General features: G+C 70.4%; 17 protein-coding genes. 12 read left to right on the forward strand and 5 right to left on the reverse strand.

Annotation, left to right across the window (positions count from 1 at the left end; all coding sequences use genetic code 11):
• Nucleotides 1–3: 3 nt before the first annotated feature.
• The 4 genes from OHO83_RS41420 to OHO83_RS41435 form a co-directional block, all read right to left on the reverse strand.
• Nucleotides 4–1,014 (reverse strand): agmatine deiminase family protein, encoded by a 1,011-nt coding sequence (locus tag OHO83_RS41420; RefSeq protein ID WP_330280632.1) that lies wholly within the window; start codon nucleotides 1,012–1,014, stop codon nucleotides 4–6.
• Between the two features lie 122 nt (nucleotides 1,015–1,136).
• Nucleotides 1,137–2,846: an urease subunit alpha gene (locus OHO83_RS41425; protein ID WP_330280633.1), complete on the reverse strand. Its 1,710-nt coding sequence runs from the start codon at nucleotides 2,844–2,846 to the stop codon at nucleotides 1,137–1,139.
• Complete coding sequence (gene ureA, locus OHO83_RS41430) at nucleotides 2,843–3,556, reverse strand: urease subunit gamma (protein WP_266666406.1); 714 nt, start codon at nucleotides 3,554–3,556, stop codon at nucleotides 2,843–2,845. The genes OHO83_RS41425 and ureA overlap by 4 nt, the downstream gene beginning before the upstream one ends.
• Nucleotides 3,557–3,757: 201 nt before the next feature.
• Nucleotides 3,758–5,356 carry a serine/threonine-protein kinase gene (locus tag OHO83_RS41435; protein WP_266666405.1) on the reverse strand — a complete coding sequence of 533 codons (1,599 nt, stop codon included), beginning with the start codon at nucleotides 5,354–5,356 and terminating at the stop codon, nucleotides 3,758–3,760.
• A gap of 173 nt (nucleotides 5,357–5,529) precedes the next feature.
• Here OHO83_RS41435 and OHO83_RS41440 point away from each other — a divergent pair, with 173 nt between their 5' ends.
• The 12 genes from OHO83_RS41440 (at nucleotide 5,530) to OHO83_RS41495 (ending at nucleotide 17,479) form a co-directional block, all read left to right on the forward strand.
• Complete coding sequence (locus OHO83_RS41440; RefSeq protein WP_227300213.1) at nucleotides 5,530–6,087, forward strand: TetR/AcrR family transcriptional regulator; 558 nt, start codon at nucleotides 5,530–5,532, stop codon at nucleotides 6,085–6,087.
• A 63-nt stretch (nucleotides 6,088–6,150) separates the two neighbouring features.
• Entirely contained in the window at nucleotides 6,151–6,735 is a 585-nt protein-coding gene (locus OHO83_RS41445) for a TetR/AcrR family transcriptional regulator (protein WP_266666403.1), read from the forward strand.
• A 399-nt stretch (nucleotides 6,736–7,134) separates the two neighbouring features.
• Nucleotides 7,135–8,229, forward strand: a complete 1,095-nt coding sequence (locus OHO83_RS41450) for an agmatine deiminase family protein (protein ID WP_266666401.1) — start codon at nucleotides 7,135–7,137, stop codon at nucleotides 8,227–8,229.
• Between the two features lie 193 nt (nucleotides 8,230–8,422).
• A complete protein-coding gene (locus OHO83_RS41455; RefSeq protein WP_266676077.1) occupies nucleotides 8,423–9,568 on the forward strand; it encodes an agmatine deiminase family protein in 1,146 nt (381 codons plus the stop codon).
• A gap of 402 nt (nucleotides 9,569–9,970) precedes the next feature.
• Nucleotides 9,971–11,404 carry a purine-cytosine permease family protein gene (locus OHO83_RS41460; RefSeq protein WP_266666399.1) on the forward strand — a complete coding sequence of 478 codons (1,434 nt, stop codon included), beginning with the start codon at nucleotides 9,971–9,973 and terminating at the stop codon, nucleotides 11,402–11,404.
• A 77-nt stretch (nucleotides 11,405–11,481) separates the two neighbouring features.
• On the forward strand, nucleotides 11,482–12,594 hold the full coding sequence (locus OHO83_RS41465; RefSeq protein ID WP_266666396.1) for a C45 family autoproteolytic acyltransferase/hydolase: 1,113 nt from the start codon (nucleotides 11,482–11,484) through the stop codon (nucleotides 12,592–12,594).
• A 91-nt stretch (nucleotides 12,595–12,685) separates the two neighbouring features.
• Complete coding sequence (locus tag OHO83_RS41470; protein WP_266666394.1) at nucleotides 12,686–13,261, forward strand: cysteine hydrolase family protein; 576 nt, start codon at nucleotides 12,686–12,688, stop codon at nucleotides 13,259–13,261.
• A 147-nt stretch (nucleotides 13,262–13,408) separates the two neighbouring features.
• Entirely contained in the window at nucleotides 13,409–13,633 is a 225-nt protein-coding gene (locus OHO83_RS41475) for a hypothetical protein (protein WP_100594425.1), read from the forward strand.
• A 143-nt stretch (nucleotides 13,634–13,776) separates the two neighbouring features.
• Nucleotides 13,777–13,893 carry a putative leader peptide gene (locus OHO83_RS41480; protein ID WP_323186825.1) on the forward strand — a complete coding sequence of 39 codons (117 nt, stop codon included), beginning with the start codon at nucleotides 13,777–13,779 and terminating at the stop codon, nucleotides 13,891–13,893.
• Between the two features lie 74 nt (nucleotides 13,894–13,967).
• Nucleotides 13,968–15,200 (forward strand): LLM class flavin-dependent oxidoreductase, encoded by a 1,233-nt coding sequence (locus tag OHO83_RS41485; RefSeq protein ID WP_266666392.1) that lies wholly within the window; start codon nucleotides 13,968–13,970, stop codon nucleotides 15,198–15,200.
• A gap of 21 nt (nucleotides 15,201–15,221) precedes the next feature.
• Nucleotides 15,222–16,595 (forward strand): NtaA/DmoA family FMN-dependent monooxygenase, encoded by a 1,374-nt coding sequence (locus tag OHO83_RS41490; RefSeq protein ID WP_266666390.1) that lies wholly within the window; start codon nucleotides 15,222–15,224, stop codon nucleotides 16,593–16,595.
• 92 nt (nucleotides 16,596–16,687) lie between these two features.
• A complete protein-coding gene (locus OHO83_RS41495; RefSeq protein WP_330280634.1) occupies nucleotides 16,688–17,479 on the forward strand; it encodes an inositol monophosphatase family protein in 792 nt (263 codons plus the stop codon).
• Between the two features lie 88 nt (nucleotides 17,480–17,567).
• Here OHO83_RS41495 and OHO83_RS41500 read toward each other — a convergent pair whose 3' ends face one another.
• Nucleotides 17,568–19,880 (reverse strand): MMPL family transporter, encoded by a 2,313-nt coding sequence (locus OHO83_RS41500; protein ID WP_266666388.1) that lies wholly within the window; start codon nucleotides 19,878–19,880, stop codon nucleotides 17,568–17,570.
• Between the last annotated feature and the right edge of the window lie 416 nt (nucleotides 19,881–20,296).

Below are 20,296 nucleotides of genomic sequence, written 5' to 3' on the forward strand. Positions count from 1 at the left end.
TGCTCAGGCGCGCGGACGCGCGGCGGGTACCTGCTGGGTGATGCAGTGGACACCGCCGCCGCCATGGGCGATCACGCGCGCGTTCACGCCGACGACCTTGCGCCCGGGACAGGCCTCCTCGATGACTTCCAGTGCCTGCGCGTCCTGAGGCAGCCCGGCGACCGGGACGACCACGCCGCCGTTGGCCACGTAGAAGTTGAGGTAACCGACCTCGACCGGCTGTCCCTCGACCTCGACGAACGCGCTCTGCGGCAGATCGACGATCTCCAGCGTCCGCCCCGCCGCATCGGGCGTGGCCTCGAGGACCGCCCGGTTGGCGCGCATCCGCGCGTAGTCGGGGTGCTCGGGATCGTCGGGGAGCTGTACGACGACCTTGCCGGGGGCGACGAACGCGCAGACGCCGTCCACATGACCGTCGGTCTCGGTGTCCAGGAGCCCGCCGTACGGCAGCCAGATCACCTTGGTGACACCGAGCCGGGCCTTCAGCTCCGCCTCGATCTCGGCCCTGGTCAGGCCCGGGTTGCGGTTGGGGTGGAGCAGGCACTGCTCGGTGGTGATCAGTGTGCCCTCGCCGTCCACGGTGATCGCCCCGCCCTCCAGGATCATCTCGGAGCGGTCGGCCGGAACACCCAGCCGTTCGAGCAGCAGAGCGCTGATCCGGTCGTCGGCGTCGTACGGGTGGTGCTTGCCGCCCCAGGAGTTGAAGCGGAAGTCCACGCCGGCCCGGCGGCCGTCGGGGCCGAGCACGAACAGTGGCGCGGAGTCACGGAACCACGAGTCGTCCATGGGCAGTTCGATCACCTCGACGTCGTCGCCGCACCGCTCGCGGGCCTCGGCCGCGTGGCCGGGCGGCGCGACCATGGTCACGGGCTCGAACCCGGCGATGGCGCGGGCCACTTCGGCGTACTCACCCTTGACGGTCTCCAGGACGTCGCCCCACAGGTCGGGCCGGGTCGGCCAGGCCATCAGGCAGCGCTCGTGCTCGGTCCACTCGGCGGGCATGCGGAAGGTCATCAGGGTTCTCCCTCTCCGGATTCATCCGGGGTCGCAGCAGATAATGACGTGACTGAAATTTCAGTCAGTTGATGGAGCCGAAAAATCTCGGCGGTTTCGCACCGGTCGGGCTCGGTGCGTCGCTACAGGAAGTACAGGCGGTTGAGCGGGACTTCGGACGCCGGCTCCGAGCGGACCGGCGCCCCGTCCAGCGTGACGAGGCCGCTGTCGGCGTCGACCTGGACCTCGCCCAGGCGCGCGTTGTTCACCATGTCGGCCGGGCCGATCCCGCGGGTGCCGCGCACGGCCACCCGCCGGCGCCGGGTCGCCAGCGCGTCGTACGGCCGGCCGAAGGAGCCGGACTCGGCGGCGGCCCGGCTGACGAACGCGACCGACAGATCCGCAGCGGTCGCCCCGTGTCCGCCGAACAGCGGGCCGAGGACGAGCGGTTCGCACCGGTCGTCCGCGGCATTGGGATCGCCGGTCACCCCGTAGGCGGGGAAGCCCGCCTTGAGGACCATCTGCGGTTTGGCGCCGAACGAGTCGGGCCACCACAGCACGATGTCCGCGAGCTTCCCGCTCTCGATCGAACCGACCTCGTGGGACAGGCCGTGGGCGATCGCCGGATTGATGGTCAGCTTGGCGATGTAGCGCAGCACGCGCGCGTTGTCGTCGTCGAGCCCGTCGCCCTCCATCGGGCCGAGCTCGGCCTTCATCTTCCCTGCCACGGCGAAGGTGCGGCGCACGGTTTCCCCGGCCCGGCCCATGCCCTGGGCGTCGGACGAGGTGATGCCGATGACACCGAGGTCATGCAGCACGTCCTCGGCGCCCATGGTTCCCGCCCGGATGCGGTCCCGCGCCATGGCGGCGTCGCCCGGGAGGTCCGGCTGCAGGGCATGCGCGCTGAAGATCATCCCGTAGTGCTCGGCGACCGCGTCCCGGCCGAAGGGGAGGGTCGGATTGGTCGAGGAGCCGATGACATTCCGTACGCCTGCCATCTTCAGCACGTTGGGCACATGGCCGCCGCCGCATCCCTCGATGTGGAAGGCGTGGATGGTGCGACCTTCGAGGACGGCGAGGGTGTCCTCGACGGAGAGGCACTCGTTCAGGCCGTCGGTGTGCAGGGCGACCTGGACGTCGTGCTCCTCGGCGACCCGGAGCGCGGTGTCGAGCGCCCTGGTGTGCGCGCCGAGGTCCTCGTGCACCTTGAAGCCGCTGGCGCCGCCCTCGGCGAGCGCCTCCACCAGGGGCGCCGGGTCGGAGGACGACCCCCGGCCCAGGAAGCCGATGTTGACCGGCCAGGCGTCGAAGGCGTTGAACGCGTGCCGCAGCGCCCAGGGCGAGTTGACCCCGACGCCCCAACTGGGCCCTATTTCCTGGCCGATGACCGTGGTGACGCCGGAGGCGAGCGAGGCCTCCATGATGCGCGGCGACAGCAGGTGTACGTGTGTGTCGATCGCACCCGCCGTGGCGATCATGCCCTCTCCGGAGACGATCGTCGTCCCGGTGCCGACCACGACGTCCACGCCGGCCAGGGTGTCCGGGTTGCCCGCGCGGCCGACGGCGGCGATGCGCCCTTCCCGGATGCCGATCGACGTCTTGCGGATGCCCTGCGCCGCGTCGATCACGAGCACGTTGCTGATGACGACATCGCAGGTCTCACGGACGGCGGCGGCCTTCAGGTGCAGTCCGTCGCGGGCGGTCTTGCCGAAGCCGGCCAGGAACTCGTCCCCCGGGGCCTGCGAGTCGGACTCGACCCGTACGACGAGTCCGGTGTCGCCGAGACGGACCCGGTCGCCGGCGCGCGGGCCGTGCACGGCGGCGTACTCCTGCGCATCGATGGTGGTGCTCACGATGAAGCCTCCTGGTCGTCGTCCGGCCTGGCGCCGAGATATCCGCAGGCGGCCGCGCGGATCAGCGCGTCGCGGCGGGCGCCCGGCGCGTCCAGCGGTCCGTCGACCAGACCGGCGAACCCGATCACGACGCGGTCGCCGCCGATGGGGATGAGCCCGACCTCGCTCCGAGAGCCCGGCGCGAACCGGGTGGACGCTCCGGCCGGCATGGCCAGACGCATCCCGAAGGCGGTGGACCGGTCGAAGTCCAGGCGCGGGTTGGCTTCGAAGAAGTGGAAGTGCGAGGTGACGCTGATCGGTACGGAGGCGGTGTTGCGGACGCTGACCGTGCGGACCGCAGCGGGCTGCCCGGCCGGGGCCTTCGCCGCGGGCAGAACGGCACCGGGCGCCTGCGCCCCCAGGCTGCCGCCGCCGAACGGATCGCTGACCACGGCCAGCCGGGTCCCGTCGTCGAACACGGCCTCGACGTGGATCTCGGTGACCACGTCGGGCACGCCGGGCAGGACGTCGTCGGGCCCGAGGGCCTTGCGTGCGGCGGCGACGGCCTCCGCGAGGCGGGCGCCGTCACGCGCGGCCTCGCACACCGTGTCGGCGACGAGCGCGGTCGCCTCGGGCACGTTCAGGCGGAGACCGCGGGCGCGTCGGGCGCGGGCCAGTTCGGCGGCACCGAACAGCAGGAGCCGGTCGCGCTCCGTCGGGGTCAGCCGCATACCGGCGGCTCCGCGGATCTGCCCCGGGCGGGCTCGTGGATGGTGGAGTCGTCGAGGTGCATGGTGGTGAGTCGCTCTCTGTGGCGGTTCATCTCGTGCTGACCTGAAGATGTCACTGACTGAAAATTCAGTCAATACATGTGACGTGAGTTCTACGGGCATTCGCCGGGCGGGGCCGCCGGACGGTCCGGCGGCCGTTCGTCAGGCGGTCTTGCGGTAGTGACGGACGGAGATCGTCACGGACTCGCTCGTCGTCGGGGCATCGATGAGATGCACGATCGCGATGTCCTTGCCGTTCGCGCTGCGGACGCAGAACGGACGCCATTCCTCCAGGTCGTCGAACTTCAGCGTGGTGACCGGCTCGCTGTCGATTCCCTCCTCGCAGCCGCCGGGGGAGAGGGTGTCGTCGTAGGCGATGTAGGCGTCGCTGTCGTCGGAGAACTCGAACTCGTCGGCGGTGCGTGCCAGGTACCAGGCGGCGATGGATTCGGGGGCGACGGTGCCGTTGCGGAGGTCGAACTCGTAGCTCGGGTCGGGCGAGGTCAGCTCGGTCTCGGCGTACACCTGCCGGTATCCGGCACCCGTCGAGGCGGTCGACTTCGAGGGTGGCGACGAGTGCGGCCGCGACGGTGGGGCCGAGCCCCGGTCGCGCCTGCCGGGGCCGGCCGCCATCGGCGGGTCGCCGTGCGAGTCGCTCAGGCGGTAGACCGTCGCTCCGGCGACCAGGACGGCCACTGTCACCGCCGGCACGACCCAGCGACGGCGCCTCCTGCGCCGGGGCGGCGCAGGAGGTGGTGCGGGCTGTGCGGTGACGGCGGTGTCCGTGCGGGCCGGGGCCGTGGCTGTCATCGTGGGCTGCGCATGGGACGGCTGGATCGGTTCGGGCAGATCGCTGCGGCCGGCTATGTCGGCACGGATCGAGTGCGGCAGCCAGCCGTCGGTGAACCGCAGCTGCGCGCCCGCGGCCGGATGGTGGCGCACGGCCTCGATCAGGGCGCCGGTGGTGGGCCGATCCTCGGGGTTCTTCGCCAGGCACTGCCACAGCAGGTTCCGCAGTTCGGGCGGTACGTGCGTGAGGTCGGGCTCTTCGTGCACCACTCGGTACAGGGCCGCGGACTGGGGGCCGCCGCCGAAGGGTGGCGCGCCGCACACCGCGTACACCGCCAGAGCGCCGAGCGCGAAGACGTCCGTCGCGGGCGTGGCGGCTCTGCCCAGGGCCTGCTCGGGGGCCATGAAGGCGGGTGTGCCGATCTGCAGGCCCGCGCCGGTGAGCGCGACAGCGTCGGCGGCCCGGGCGATGCCGAAGTCGATCACCCGCGGGCCGTCGGAGGCCAGCAGTACGTTGGCGGGCTTGAGATCGCGGTGGACCACGCCCGCGGCGTGGATCGCCTGCAGCGCTTCGGCGATGCCGGCCATGAGCAGCAGCACCGTCGGAACGGGCAGCGGACCGTGCCGGTGGACCACCTCGTGCAGCGAGGGTCCCGGCACGTAGGCGGTGGCCAGCCAGGGCGTCGCGGCGTCGGTGCCGGAGTCGATCACCGGGGCCGTGTACAGGCCGTGGACGCGCTGCGTGTTCGTCACCTCCTGGGCGAACCGGTGGCGGAAGGCGGTGTCCCCGGCCAGCTCAGGGCGTACCGCCTTGAGGGCGACCGGCCGGCCTCCCGGTGTGAAGGCCAGGTAGACATGGCCCATGCCGCCCGAGCCGAGCCGGGCGCACAGCCGGTAGCCGCCGATCTCGTGCGGATCGTCCGCGGACAGGGCCTCGAAGGCGGGTGGCGCGGCGCGTCGGTCGGAGGTCATGCGGTGGCTCTCTCGGGGTGTGACGGACAGGGGGCTGCGTGCGGCACGCGCGGGGCAGGGGAGGGGATGGGACTGCATGGTGCCCGTGACTGAAGTTTCAGTCAATATGGGGTGAGGTCCGGCCCGCGAAAGCGGTTAGGGTAGGAATCGTGGGCGACCGTAGAACAGCGATCATGGAGGCAGCCGCGCGGGTCATCGCCCGCCGCGGAGTGCGCGGGCTGCGGGTGGAGGAGCTGGCCGCCGAGGCCGGGGTGTCCACCGCGCTCATCTACTACCACTTCAAGGACCGCGCCGGGATCCTGCGCCGGACCCTGGAGTTCATCAATGACCGCGCCGAGCGCTACACCACGGAGCGCGACGCGGACGCCGAGCCCCTGACCCCGCGTCAGGAGCTGGAGCGCACCCTTCTCCTGGAACTCCAGGACGATCCGGTCGTGCGCGAGAACAGCACCGCGTGGGGCGAGCTGCGCGCCAGCGCCATCTTCGACCCCGATCTGCGGGAAGACCTGGCCAGGGCGACGTTGGTCTGGGTGCAGGAAATCTCCGAACTGCTCGGCCAGGTACGGCCGATGGCCACCGTCACCACCCTCGCGACCTCCGCCGAGCGGCTGACGCTTCTGGTGGAGGGCATCAGCATGCGCTGGCTCAGCGGCATCCTCCCGCTGGAGCACGCCCGCGAGCTGATGCTGGACGCCGTCGACGCCGAACTGGGGCGACTGGAGCGCCGGTAGGTGCTGCCCGCCCCGGTGGTGTGCGTCGCGCCGGCGCCCTGACCTGCTGGTTACAGTACGGGCGTGAGTACTCGACGCGCCAAGCTGCTGGAAGCCACCTGCCGAGTGATCGCCCTGCGCGGAGTGAGAGGACTGCGGGTCGAGGAGGTCGCCGCCGAGGCGGGTGTGTCCAAGACCCTCATCTACTACCACTTCCGTGACCGGTCGGGACTGGTCACGAGCGCGCTCGAGTACGTCAACGACCGCGCCGAAGGGTATGCGGGCGTCCCCGGCGACGATGACGCCCCCGTCCGTGAGCTGCTGCTCCGGCTGCTGGTCGGGGAGTTCCAGGACGACCGGGCCGTGCGGGAGAACTCCGCGGTGTGGGGCGAGGTGCGAGCGGCCGCCACCTTCGACGAGGGGCTGCGGCCGGTCCTGGCGACGCTGACCGAGCGCTGGCTCGTCGAGCTGGCCGAGGTGATCGAGGACGGTCAGGACGAGGGCGACATCCCGGCCTCGGTGGACTCACGGGCCGCCGCGGTCCGGCTGACCTCGCTGGTGGAAGGGCTGAGCGGGCGCTGGCTCGCCGGCCTGCTCACCACCGCCGAGGCCAGGTCACATGTGGCCGCCGCCCTGGAGCGCGAGCTGCAGCCCGATCCGCAGGGCTGATCCGCAGGGCTGATCCGCAGGGCTGATCAGCAGCACTGGTCCACGAGGCTGTACGAAGCGTCGGGCCTCACCGGCACTGGACGCGCAGGGCCCCGCGTGGCTCTTTGACTGAAAATCCAGTCAGTGTCACAATGAGGGCATGGCGACACCGAGCCGCTCGGCTCGCTCCCTGCCCGGGCCGCGTCCTGCGACCCTGGGGATACGGGTGAGTGCGGCAGCCGCGCAGGCGCCGCAGGCCGACGGCTCCCGTCACGGCGTGGGGCGACGGTGATCACCGCAGAGGCTTCCGGCCCGCCCCGTGCGAGCCCCCGACGGATCCCCTGTCGCCGTCCATCCCTCCCTGGCGTTTCCCTGCGCCCCAACAGCCGGTCACTACACCGCACTTGATGTGGAGCCCCCATGAACGAACCTCCCCTCGGCAGACGTCTGCTCGACGCGGTCTTCGGGGCGAGCCCCTCGCGTCAGGCCGGCTACGGCAACGCGGACGACGACGGATGGCACGTGCCGGCGGACGACGTACCGCACGTGCGCACCTGGATGTCCTGGCCGGCGAGCAGATCCATCTGGGGCCGCCAACTGTCAGGAGTCCAGCAGGACATCGCCCTCATCGCCCGCACGGTCGCCGCCTGCGAGCCCGTCATCATGTGTGCGCCGGACGAAGACACCGCCGGGGACGCCAGGGCCGCCTGCGGGCGGGACGTGACCGTCATCACCTCGATCCCCACCGACGACCTCTGGATGCGCGACACCTGCGCCGTCTTCCGGCGTGACGGCCGGGGCAACCGTGACGCCGTAGGCCTCAACTTCAACGGGTGGGGTCACAAGCAGACCCATCGAGACGACGCCGCCGTGGCCGAGTGGGTCGCCGAATTCAATGAACTCGACTTCGAACGGGCGGACTTCGTCGGCGAAGGCGGGTCGATCGAGACCGACGGTGACGGGACGGTGATGGCCACCGAGAGCAGCCTCGTCAACAAGAACCGCAACCGCGGCATGAGCCGGACGCAGATCGAGGACGCCGTACTGCACGCATACGGCGCCGAAAAGATGATCTGGGTCCCCGGTGTCCGCGGCCGGGACATCACCGACAACCACATCGACGTCACGTCCCGCTTCGTCCGCCCCGGCGTCGTCATGGTGCAGATGCCGCCCGACGACAGGGGAGACATCTGGGCCCGCGACGCGCGCGAACAGTTCGCGATCATGTCCGGTGCGACCGACGCCCGAGGGAGAAGACTCCAGGTCATCCAGGTCGACGGCCCCGACACCGTCCGCTCGCGCAGCTCTCAGTTCGTCGACTCGTACCTCAACTTCCACGTCGTCAACGGCGCTGTCATCACGGCGCAGTTCGGGGACCGGGCGAAGGACCACGCCGCCCGCCAGGCCCTCTCCGACGCCTTCCCGGGACGCGAGGTGATCCAACTCGACGTCGACCGCCTCATGGGCGGAGGCGGCGGCATCCACTGCTCCACCATGCACGAACCCGTGCCGTAGCCCCCACGCGCGCAGGTAACTGAAAACGCATCCAGATTACCCAAAGGGCGCCCGTCTCAAGGCGCGCCCAGGCGGCCGAAAAGGCGGCCGGCGTCGGATGTTTTCTGTCCCCAGGGCTGCACGATTCAGGATCCGGCAATCCTGAAAGTGGCCCCTCAGCCGAATTCCGGAGTTCTCAGTGCCCCAACCCCCCATGTCCCGTCGCAGCGCCCTGCGTTCCTTCGCCGGCCTCGGCGCGCTCGCCCTCGGAGCCGCGGCCTGCGGTCCCGGCGACGAACCGGGCTCCTCCGCGTCCTCGTCCTCCGCGAGCGGGGCGAAGGCGTCAGGCCGCAGGTTCGGCGCGGAGTGGGACAGCCACACCCGCACGTTCATGTCCTGGCCCGCCCTGGAGTCGGTGTGGTTCGAGGATCTGCCCGCCGTGCGCGCGGACATCGCCCGCGTGGCGCGGGCCGTGGCGGAGTACGAGGCGGTGGTGCTCATGGCACGGCCGGAACAGGTCGACGCCGCCCAGCGTGCCTGCGGTTCCCAGGTCGAGGTCATCCCCCTCGAGGTGGACGACCTGTGGGCGCGCGACATCGTCCCGGTCTTCGTCGAGGAGTCCGACGGCCGTCTGCTGGGTGTGGACTTCAACTTCAACGGCTGGGGCGACAAGCAGGAGCACCGCAACGACGCGCAGGTCGGCCGGCTCCTGCTGGCGAAGTACGACATCGCCCGCTCGAAGGCCCCGCTCGTCGCCGAGGGTGGCTCCTTCGAGACCGACGGCGAGGGCACCCTGCTCGTCACCGAGAGCTCGGTGGTCAACAAGAACCGCAACCCCGGGAAGAGCCGCGACCAGATCGAGGCCGAGCTCAAGAGCACCCTGGGCGTCGAGAAGGTGCTCTGGCTGGCCGGAGTGCGCGGCCAGGACATCACCGACGCGCACGTCGACAGCCTCGTCAGGTTCACCGCGCCGGGGGTCGTCCTCGTGGACCAGGCGTTCCCCGGCAGCCCGCCGGACGTCTGGTCGCGCTCGGCGGACCAGGCCAGGTCCGTCCTCCTGAAAGCCACGGACGCCCGCGGCAAGCGCCTGGAAGTCATCGACCTGCCCCAGCCGGACCTCGACAGGATCACCGGCATCGGCGACGACTTCGTGTCGACGTACGCGAACTTCTACGTCGCCAACGGCGCCGTGTTCATGCCGCGCTTCGGTGACACCCGGGCCGACGACCGCGCGAAGGGGATCCTCCAGGACCACTTCCCGACGCGCGACATCGTGCCCGTGAAGATCGACACCATCGCCGGAGGCGGCGGCGGAATCCACTGCTCGACCCACGACCAGCCGGGCAAGCCGGCCGCCTGACCCCACGCCACGCACGGGGCCGCCAGGTCAGGGACGAGCTGTCGCATGCCGAGCGGCAGGCGTCCGCCCGTTCCCTGCCTGGCGGCTCTGGCGGGGAAGGCAGGTCGGTCCGGTCTGGCGGCTCGGGCAAGTCAGGCAGGTCTGGCGGCTCCCGCGCGGACGCCTTCGATGTCGCGGTCCGTGAGGTGACCGTCGTTCCGGTCGGCGTCAGGGCCGGGGTGAGCGTCGGAGGCCGGCTGCCTCCTGACCATGAGGTATCGGCGGTGCGGCCTCCGCTGTACCGCGATCGTATTTCCGGTGAACCCTTGACGTCCCGCGACCCTCCGCTATTAGATCTCCTCTATTGGGCATGCGGCCAATAAAGCCGTTCGCTCATGCCGTGACGCTTCAAGGGAGGACGCGATGGCGACCAGAGACCTGACAGCCACCGTCGGCAGCGACGCGGCTGCGGCCGTGGAACAGGCCGGACAGCTGGAAGCGCACGGGATCGACTACATCCCCGAGGACGAGCGGCACGGCCGCCCCCGAGAGCTGTTCGCGGTGTGGGCGGCGCCCAACGTCAGCTACCTGAGCCTCGTCGTGGGTGCGGCGATGGTCCTGATGGGCCTCACCCTCGGCCAGGCGCTGGCGGTGATCGTCGCCGGCAACCTGCTGTGGGCGCTCACCGGAGTCCTGGCCGTCAGCGGACCGGCCGCGGGCACGCCGGGCTCGGTCGTCTCCCGTGCCATGTACGGAGTCCTCGGGAACAAGGCCGTCATCGCGCTCACGGGCTGGCTGATCTCCGCGGCCTATCTGGCGCTGAACTGGTCAGCAGCCTCGGTCGCCGCGTTCGGGCTCGCCCGGCGGCTCGGCGCTCCCGACAGCCCCGTGCTCGACGGCGTCATCATCTGCGCCATCGCCGCGGCCACCCTCGTGGTCAGCGTGTACGGCCACGCCACGATCGTGCGGCTGTACTCCGTGCTCAGCGTCGCCCTCACCGTCGTGTTCGTCGTCGTGAGCGGCTACGTACTCGGGCACACCGACTGGTCCTACCAGCCCGCCGAGTCACTGCACGGCACCCAGCTCTGGGTGACGCTCATCGGCGGCTTCGCGATCGTCGCGTCCACCCCGCTCTCATACAGCAACAGCCCTGACCTGGCGCGATACCTGCCGCGCGACAGCAAACCGATGGCGGTGGCAGGGTGGACGGCGCTCGGGGCCTTCCTGCCGAGCGTGCTCTTCACCGGCGTCGGTGCCCTGGCCGCCACCACACTCGACATGAACGACCCGGAGGCGGCGCTCGAGGGGATCCTCCCGAGCTGGTTCATCCCGGTGTTCGTCATCGCGGTCGTCCTCAACACCGTCGCCAACAACGGGCTGACCGCGTACAGCGCGGGTCTGACCCTCCAGTCCATCGGCGTGCGTCTCGGCCGGATCCCGTCCGTCCTGATCATCGGCATCCTGGCCACGGCGATGACCCTGTACGCCCTCCTCGTCTTCGACTTCCTGACCAGCGTGAACACCATGCTCGAACTCGTCGTGGTGGTCACTGGACCCGCCGTCGGCGTGTACGTCGCCGACATCTGGATCTGCCGCAACCGCTACGACGGCCCGCAACTGCTCGACGAGCGGCGCGGCAGCCCGTTCTGGTACGACGCGGGCGTACACCGGGCGGGAGTGGCGGGGTTCCTCGCCGGTGCTCTCGCCGGGGTTCTGTGCGTGAGTACGAGCTTCTGGACCGGCCCCGTCTCGTCGTCGCTCGGCGGCGCGAACCTGTCCCTCGTCGCGGGACTCGTGGTCTCCGCCGTCGTGTACGGGGGGTTGGGGCGCACCCGGCGCCGCGCGGTGACCCCGTGAACCGGGCGCGTGACCGACGCACGGCAGCCATGTCCCCACGCCCCGGCATCCCCACACCCTCCGAGGAGAACGCAGTCATGATCGCCCGTCCCGCCGAACGCCTCCACGTCGAGGTCGCGTCGTCCGACCCGTTCGCGCGCGGAGCCGCCCGCGGTGAGCGACTGCGCGACACCCTGCCCGGAGGGATCGCCGCGTACGACCGCTTCTTCCGGCTCGGCGCCATCACCCCGCAGCAGGTCCGCGACGACGCCGAGCGTGCTCTCGACACCATCGACGCGTTCCGCCCCCATGCACGGGCGGAGATCGAGGGCATCGCCCACGGCGCCGCAGTCGACGTCTGGCATATCGCGGCCCTCAACGCACGCACCGAGATACTCGCCCGCAGCGCCACCGTCCCACCCGGCGAATGCTCGACGATCGTCCGCCGCACGGACGGTGCATGCGCCACTTTCGGCATCCAGACGTGGGACTGGCATGTCGAGCTCAACCCCTACTGGCACACCCTGGAATCCCGCGGCGGCACCCACGACGTGGTCGGCCTCACCGAGCACGGCATCCTCGGCAAGATCGGCATCAACAGCGCAGGCCTCGCACTGCACTTCAACATCCTCGGTCACCGCCGAGACGGAGTCGGCGGCGTTCCCATGCACGTCCTGGCCGCCGTCGTCCTGGAGGAAGCCGGGAGCGTGGCGGAGGCCATGGAGATCGTGCGCGGCGCTCCGATCGCCTCGTCGGGATCGTTCGCCCTCTTCGACACCTCCGACGCCGTACTCCTCGACCTGAGTCCCGAGGGTGTGTTCGCGGTGGACTCCGACCCGGGCACGCTCGTGCGCACCAACCACTTCCTCACGCCGGCCCCCGCGGCCGGGGAGAAGACGTGGCTCTACCAGCCGGACTCGGGCGAGCGGTACGACCTCATCCGCAAGCGCCTGACGCCCACCGCTCTTCCGCAGACACCCGACGACCTCGTCGCTCTCCTCGTATCGGGTGAGGGCGAGGCGGCCCTCACCTGCCTGCCCGACATGAGCCTTCCCGAGGGACAGCGGTGGGCGAGCCTGGCCACGGTCATCCTCGAACCGGCCATGAGCACGGCCCGCATCCTGGACGGCACACCGGCCGACTCCGGTTCACGGCCCTGGCGCCAACTCGCAGCACAGCGTGGCTCGGACACCGCATCCGGTACGCGGTGAACTCTTCATCGCACCGGACCCTGCTGCCCATCCCGTTCTGATTGCATGGAGGCCCAGCTCGAGGGCCACTATGAGGGAAGGGACAGCAAGCATGGTGAAGGCGAACAGCGCTCTGCTCGTGATGGACGTCCAGCGGGACGTCGTCCGCATCGCCGACGACGGGACCGGCTATACGGCCCGCCTGAAAAGGGCGATCGCGGGCGCCCGCGCGGCGGATATCCCCGTGATCTACGTGGTCATGCGGCTGCGCCCGGGTCAGCCCGAAGTGAGCCCGCGCAACAGGACGCTCGCCACCGTTCTGCAGGCGGGCCTGTTCACCGACGGGGCTCCCGGCACCGAGATCCACGACGATGTGGCGCCCCGGCCGGGGGACATCGTGGTCGCCAAGAGGCGGGCGAGCGCGTTCTCGGGCAGCGACCTCGACTCGGTGCTCAGGGCTCGCGACATCAACAGCCTTGTCCTGGCGGGCATCGCGACCAGCGGCGTGGTGCTGCACACCCTGTGCCAGGCCAACGACCTGGACTTCGGCCTCACCGTCCTGTCGGACGCCTGCCTCGACCTCGACCCAGAGGTGCACCGGACCCTCATCGAGAAGCTGTTCCCGCAGTGGGCTGAGGTCGTCACCGTCGAGGACTGGGTCGGCTCCCTGGCCCGCAGTGGCAGCTGACGTCGCATGCCGTATCTCGCAGGTCAACTCACCGACGGGGTCCCGCACTCGGGCTTATGGACCCTGTCGGGGTCTGGTGCTACCGGGCGATAAGGTGATCATGCTGCCCCGCTCGGGGCGGGCGGACGGACTCGGGGGAGTACGAACATGGCCAAGCCGGTACGCGCGTCGCTGGGGGAGATGTGGATCACCTGTCAGGTGTGCCGCAGCGAACTCTTCCGTGAGCGGGGCATCAAACTCAACAGCACCGGTATGGAGTTCATGAAGCTGGCGTGGGCGGACGAAACGGCGACGGGTCTGATCTGCTGGAAGTGCGGATATGTGCACCTCTTCGTGAACCGTGAGATCCGGCTTCATCGCGCCGAGGACTGACCCGGCGAGGGGAGTCGTAGCCCTCCCCGATACCAACACCATGGGTTCCGTGCGAGATTCGGGCCGGAAGCGGGAACAGACGGCGGGGGCGGACCGTTCTTGCTGACAATGCAGTGTGTGCCGGCGTTGAGGGGAGGGCGGTCATGACCCAGGTGTCCCGCCTGTGCGCCCTGGTTCTCGCCCCGTACCGCCCGGTGCACCTGTACACCCGCGCCCATATCGACCTCCAGCGCTTCGCCGGCGCGCTCTGTTGTTCCTGATCGGATTCTTCGCCGTCGCACCCTCCGCCTGAGGGTCGCTCATCTCGTACGGTCGATCAGGAAGGCACCCTTTCGTGTCCTCGTCTTCTTCGCTGCCCTCTTCAACTCCCGTGCTGCACCTCGCCGTTGCCCTCGACGGCGCCGGCTGGCACCCGGCCGCCTGGCGTGAGCAAGTGTCCCGGCCCCGGGAGCTGTTCACCGCCCGCTACTGGGCCGACCTCGTCCAGGAGGCCGAGCGCGGGCTGCTCGACCTCGTGACCATCGAGGACGGACTCGGGCTCCAGTCCTCGCACTTCACGGAGCCCGACTCCCGCACTGATCAGGTTCGCGGGCGCCTCGACGCCGTCCTCGTCGCCGCCCGCGTCGCCCCGCTGACCCGGCACATAGGTCTGGTGCCGACCGTGGTGGCCACACACACGGAGCCGTTCCACATATCCAAGGCGATCGCCACGCTCGACTATGTGAGCTCCGGGCGCGCGGGACTGCGCGTCCAGGTCTCGGCACGCCGGAACGAGGCCGCGCACTTCGGTCGCCGTACGTTCCCCGCCCTGCGCATCGAGGAGCTGGACAGCCCGGAGGCGAAGGAGCTGACGGGCGACCTCTTCGACGAGGCCGCCGACCACATCGAAGTGGTGCGGCGACTGTGGGACAGCTGGGAGGACGACGCGGAGATCCGGGACGTCGCCACCGGCCGCTTCATCGACCGCGACAAGCTGCACTACATCGACTTCGAGGGCAGGCACTTCAGCATCAAGGGCCCCTCGATCACCCCCAGGCCGCCCCAGGGCCAGCCGATCGTCAGCGCCCTGGCCCACCGGAGCGTTCCGTTCCAGCTCGTCGCGCGTTCCACCGACCTCGGATTCGTGACCCCGCACGACGTGGACCAGGCGCGTGCCGTCGTCGACGAGATCCGTACGGCACAGGCCGCGGCCGGACGGGCGGACGAGCCCGTCCACGTCTTCGGCGACCTGGTGGTCTTCCTGGACGACGACCCGGCCGCGGCGGCGGCACGGCGCGAGCGGCTCGACGACCTGGCGGGCTACACGCACACCAGCGACGCCCGGATCTTCACGGGTTCCCCCGCTCAACTGGCAGATCTGCTCCAGGAGTTGCAGCAGGCGGGACTCACCGGATTCCGGCTGCGTCCCGGCGTCGTCTGCCACGACCTGCCCGCGATCACCCAGGGACTCGTCCCCGAGCTGCAGCGGCGCGGAGCGTTCCGGAGCGCCTACGAGGCCGACACCCTGCGCGGACTCCTCGGGCTCACACGCCCCGCCAACCGCTACGCGGCCACCGCCACCGTCTGAGCCGGAGGGACCACCGACACCATGCCTCGCAAGCAGATCCACCTCGCGGCCCACTTCCCGGGCGTCAACAACACCACCGTATGGAGCGACCCGAAGGCCGGCAGCCACGTCGAGTTCAGCTCCTTCGCGCACTTCGCGCAGACCGCCGAGCGGGCCAAGTTCGACTTCCTGTTCCTGGCCGAGGGCCTGCGTCTGCGTGAACAGGGCGGTGAGATCTACGACTTGGACGTCGTGGGGCGGCCCGACACGTTCACGATCCTCACCGCGCTCGCCGCGGTCACCGAGCGCCTCGGGCTGACCGGCACCATCAACTCCACCTTCAACGAGCCCTACGAGGTCGCCCGCCAGTTCGCCAGCCTCGACCACCTCTCGGACGGGCGTGCCGCGTGGAACGTCGTCACCTCCTGGGACGCGTTCACCGGCGAGAACTTCCGGCGCGGCGGGTTCCTGCCGCAGGACGAGCGGTACTCGCGCGCCAAGGAGTTCCTGACCACCGCGAGCGAGCTGTTCGACTCCTGGCACGGAGACGAGATCGTCGCCGACCGGGCGAGCGGCACCTTCCTGCGCGACGCCCAGGCCGGAGCCTTCGTCCACCAGGGACAGCACTTCGACATCAGCGGCCAGTTCAACGTCCCCCGCAGCCCGCAGGGCCGCCCGGTGATCTTCCAGGCCGGTGACTCCGACGAGGGGCGCGAGTTCGCGGCGTCGAGCGCCGACGCGATCTTCAGCCGGTACAGCACCCTCAAGGAAGGGCAGGCGTTCTACACGGACGTCAAGGGCCGCCTCGCCCGCCACGGCCGTAGGCCCGACCAGCTCCTGATCCTGCCCGCCGCGACGTTCGTAGTCGGTGAGAGTGACGCCGAAGCGGCGGAACTGGCCCGCGAGGTACGCCGTCAGCAGGTCAGCGGCGCGACCGCGATCAAGCACCTGGAGTTCGTCTGGAACCGTGACCTGTCCGGCTACGACCCGGACGGCCCGCTCCCCGACATCGACCCCGACCTCGGCGAGCACACGATCGCACGCGGCCGCGCCCAGGTCCGCATGTACCGCGACCCACTGGCCACGGCCCGTGAGTGGCGCGAGCGCGCGGCCGCCAACAAGTGGTCGATCCGCGATCTTGTCATCGAGACCGGCAACCGTCAGTCCTTCGTCGGCTCCCCGGCCACCGTCGCCGAGACGATCGACGACTTCGTCCAGGCGGACGCGGCCGACGGCTTCATCCTCGTCCCGCACATCACCCCCGGCGGCCTCGACGACTTCGCCGACACGGTCGTCCCGCTGCTCCAGGAACGCGGGGTGTTCCGCACGGAGTACGAAGGCAGCACCCTGCGCGACCACTTGGGCCTGACGGAGCCGAGCGCTGTGGAGGCCGGGACCCGCCGAGTGACGTCGTAACGACCCGTCCCCCAACGCGACGGGTACGCGTGCCGGAGACGGCGGTGGGCTTTTCGCCGCCGTCTCCGGCGTTGCCCGATACTCTGCACCGCGTGATCAACTCATCTGCTGGTTCTGACGATTCCGTGGTCGCGACAGCCGCGGCGAGTGCCGGTGCCGACGTGGTGCGCAGCCTGTACGGGCGACGCCTCACCCGCATCGACAAGGGCGCGGGAGACTTCGCCACCGCTGCCGACGTGGAGGCCGAGAAGGCCATCGTCGACGTCATCCGCGCCGCCCGCCCCGACGACGCGGTGGTCGGTGAGGAAGGCGGGCAGCAGGGCGCGGCCGACGCCGTGCGCCAATGGCTCGTGGACCCGTTGTGCGGCACCCTCAACTACGCCGTCGGCAGCATGCTCGTCGCCGTCAACGTGGCGCTGCGCGACGGGGCGGCGGCGGTGGCCGACCCGTTCAGCGGCGAGGTGTTCTTCACGGACGGGACGAGCGCGTGGGTGCGGCGCGACGGGGTGGACGAGCCGCTGGTCCCGACGTCCGCCACCTCGCTCGTGGACGTCAACCTGGACCCGCCGTTCATCAACCGACCAGGCTTTCGGGCCGTCGACCTGCTGGCCCACCCCGCGTTCGTCGAGCGGTTCCGGCCGCGGGTCGTGTCGACGACGCTGGCGCTGGCCTGGGTCGCCGCCGGCAAGCGCGCCGCGTATGTCACGGACGGCGCCGACCTCACCGGCAGCGTGCATTTCGCTGCGGGAATCGCCCTGTGCCGGGCCGCCGGCTGCGTCGTCACCGGGATCGATGGCGCCCCGGCCGGGGCCGAGGGGCGGGGGCTGGTGGTGGCCGCCGACGCCGAGACCCATGGGCAGTTGATGTCGATGATCCGCAGCTGAGACAGGCCCGCCGCCCCGGTGACCGTGATCACCGGAGCGGCGGGTTCATGGCGGGGAGGAGGCCCGGACAGGGCCGGACCGTATGGGATCAGCCGCGTACGGGCTCCAGTTCCCGATCCTCGTCGTTGTCCCTGTCCTCGCGCTCGTCCTCGGCTGCCGGTGACGACGCCGGCGTGAGCGACTTGTGCAGCTTCTCGCCTTCGACGTCCATGTTGGGCAGGAGCTTGTCGAGCCATCGCGGCAGCCACCAGGCCGACTTACCGAGCAGGGCGAGGACCGCCGGGACGATGGCCATGCGGACGACGAAGGCGTCGAAGAACACCGCGATGGCGAGCCCGAAGCCCATCATCTTGATCATGTCGTCGTTCTCCATGATGAAGCCGGAGAAGACACTGATCATGATGACCGCGGCCGCGCCGACGACCCGTCCGCCGTGCTTGAAGCCGGTGACGACCGCCTCGGCGGGACGGGCTCCATGGACGTACGCCTCACGCATCCGCGTCACGAGGAACACCTCGTAGTCCATCGCCAGGCCGAACACCACGCCGATCATGAAGATCGGCATCATCGACATGATGGGGCCCGGCTGGTCGACGCCGACGACGTCCGCGAGCCAGCCCCACTGGAACACGGCGACGACGGCGCCGAGCGCCGCGGCGACCGACAGCAGGAAGCCCAGGGCCGCCTTCAGCGGGACGAGAACCGAGCGGAAGACCAGCATCAGCAGCAGGAAGGCGAGGCCGACGACGAGACCCAGGTAGGGCAGGAGGGCGTCGTCGAGGGTCTGGGAGAAGTCGATGGTCATCGCCGTCTGCCCGGTGACCAGGACATCGGACTCGGTGTCCGCCTCCAGGCCGCTCGCCTCGGAGCGGATCGTCTTGACGAGCTCCTCGGTCCTGTGGTCGCTCGGCCCCGTGGTCGGGACGACCGTGATGATCGCGGTGTCACCGGCCGGGTTCACCGAGGCGGGTGTGACCGCCGCCACGCCGTCGACCTTGGCGAGGGACGTGCCCACCGTCTTGGCCGCGGCGGCGGCGTCCTTCGTTCCGCCCGTGTCGACGGTGACCATCAGCGGGCCGTTGAAGCCCGCCCCGAACGACTCGGACAGCAGGTCGTACGCCTTGCGCTGCGTGGTGTCCGGCGCCGACGTCCCCTCGTCGGGCAGCCCGAGCTCCAGGCTCGTCGCCGGGACGGCGACCGCCCCCAGACCGAGTACACCGATCAGCAGCACGGTGACGGGGCGGCGCAGCACGAGGCGCGCCCAGCGGGTGCCGAGGTTGGGCTTGGTCTTCTCGGCGGCCGTGGTGCTGTGCGTGGCGCCAGGCTTCGTGAGGCCCCTGTCCTTGGAGTCCTTGCTGTCCGCGCGGCTCTTGAGGTTCTTGCGGTCCTTGCGGCGCAGGGCGCGCTTGCCCGCGAAGCCGAGCAGTGCGGGGATCATGGTGAGCGCGATGAGGACGGCGATGGCCACCGTGGCCGCGGCCGCGAGCCCCATCTTGGTGAGCATGGGGATGGTGACGACCGACAGACCCGCGAGAGCCACGATCACGGTCAGCCCGGCGAAGACCACGGCGGAGCCCGCGGTTCCGGTGGCCCGGCCCGCCGCTTCCTCCGGTTCCCGGCCCTCGGCGATCTCGGCGCGGTAGCGGGAGACGATGAAGAGGGCGTAGTCGATCCCGACCGCGAGCCCGATCATCATCGCCAGCGTCGAGGTCGTGCCCGAGAGGTTGAGGACGCTGCCCAGGGCGGCGATGCCGGAGACACCGATCCCGACGCCGATGATGGCGGTCAGCAGCGGAAGCCCGGCGGCGATCAGCGAGCCGAAGGTGATGACGAGGACGACCGCGGAGACGGCGATGCCGATGAGCTCGGCCGAGCCGCCCATCTCCTGCTCGGCCTGGACGGCGTCACCGCCCGTCTCGACCGTGAAGCCCTCGGCCCGGGTCTTGTCGGTGGCGTCCGTCAGCGCGTCATGCGTCTTGTCCGTGAGCTCCGTCGAGATCACCTTGTAGGTGACGGACGCGTACGCGGTGGTGCCGTCCTTGCTGACGGCGTTCGCCTTGTACGGGTCGGCCACACCGGCGACCTGCGCACCCTTGCCGAGCGCCGCGACAAGCTGATCGACCTCCGCCTTCGCGGCGGGGTCGGTTATCTTCTCGCCCTCCGGCGCGCGGATGACGACTCGGGCGGTGGCACCCTCCGCGCTGGCGGCGGGGAAGCGCTCGTCCAGCAGGTCGAAGGCCTTCTGGGAATCCGTACCCGGCATCGAGAACGAGTCGGCGGGCGGCGCAGGCGCGGCCGAGGACGCGTATCCGATGCCGCCCAGGAGCAGCACCCACAGGAGTGCCACATAACGGCGCCGCCTGAAGGAGAGGCGCCCTAGTTTGTAAAGGAAGGTAGCCACGGCGAAAGAGACTCCCGTCGGGTGGAGGCGGAGGCAGGCGCGACCGCCCGGCGGTGCCCGTGGCACGTCAGGGAAGTCAGCAGGATTTCTCCCTCTATCGTCGCCGCATTCCGGAGCCCGGATGTCAGACTCCGGGCCTGACTCCGACCCACGCCTGCGGTAGGCGGACGCGGCGGCCGGTCATCCCCCGGTATGACCGCAGAACCCCTTTTGTAGAGCGATGGGTGCAGGCGCGGGGTGGAGGCGAAGACCTGAGGACGAGTCCGCCTCAGGCGCCGGGCCCGCCACCGACCTCAGTGTTTACGCAGGTCAGGTGGGCTGTGGGGGCAGGCGCAAGGGAGTGAAAGGATCATGTCCAGCGACTGCGTGCCGTTCCGGTCCGGCGAAGTGGCCGGCCGCCGGAACCCGTTCTTCTC

Origin of the sequence: Streptomyces sp. NBC_00569 (assembly GCF_036345255.1) — a bacterium.
In the GTDB taxonomy this organism is placed as follows: Bacteria; Actinomycetota; Actinomycetes; order Streptomycetales; family Streptomycetaceae; genus Streptomyces.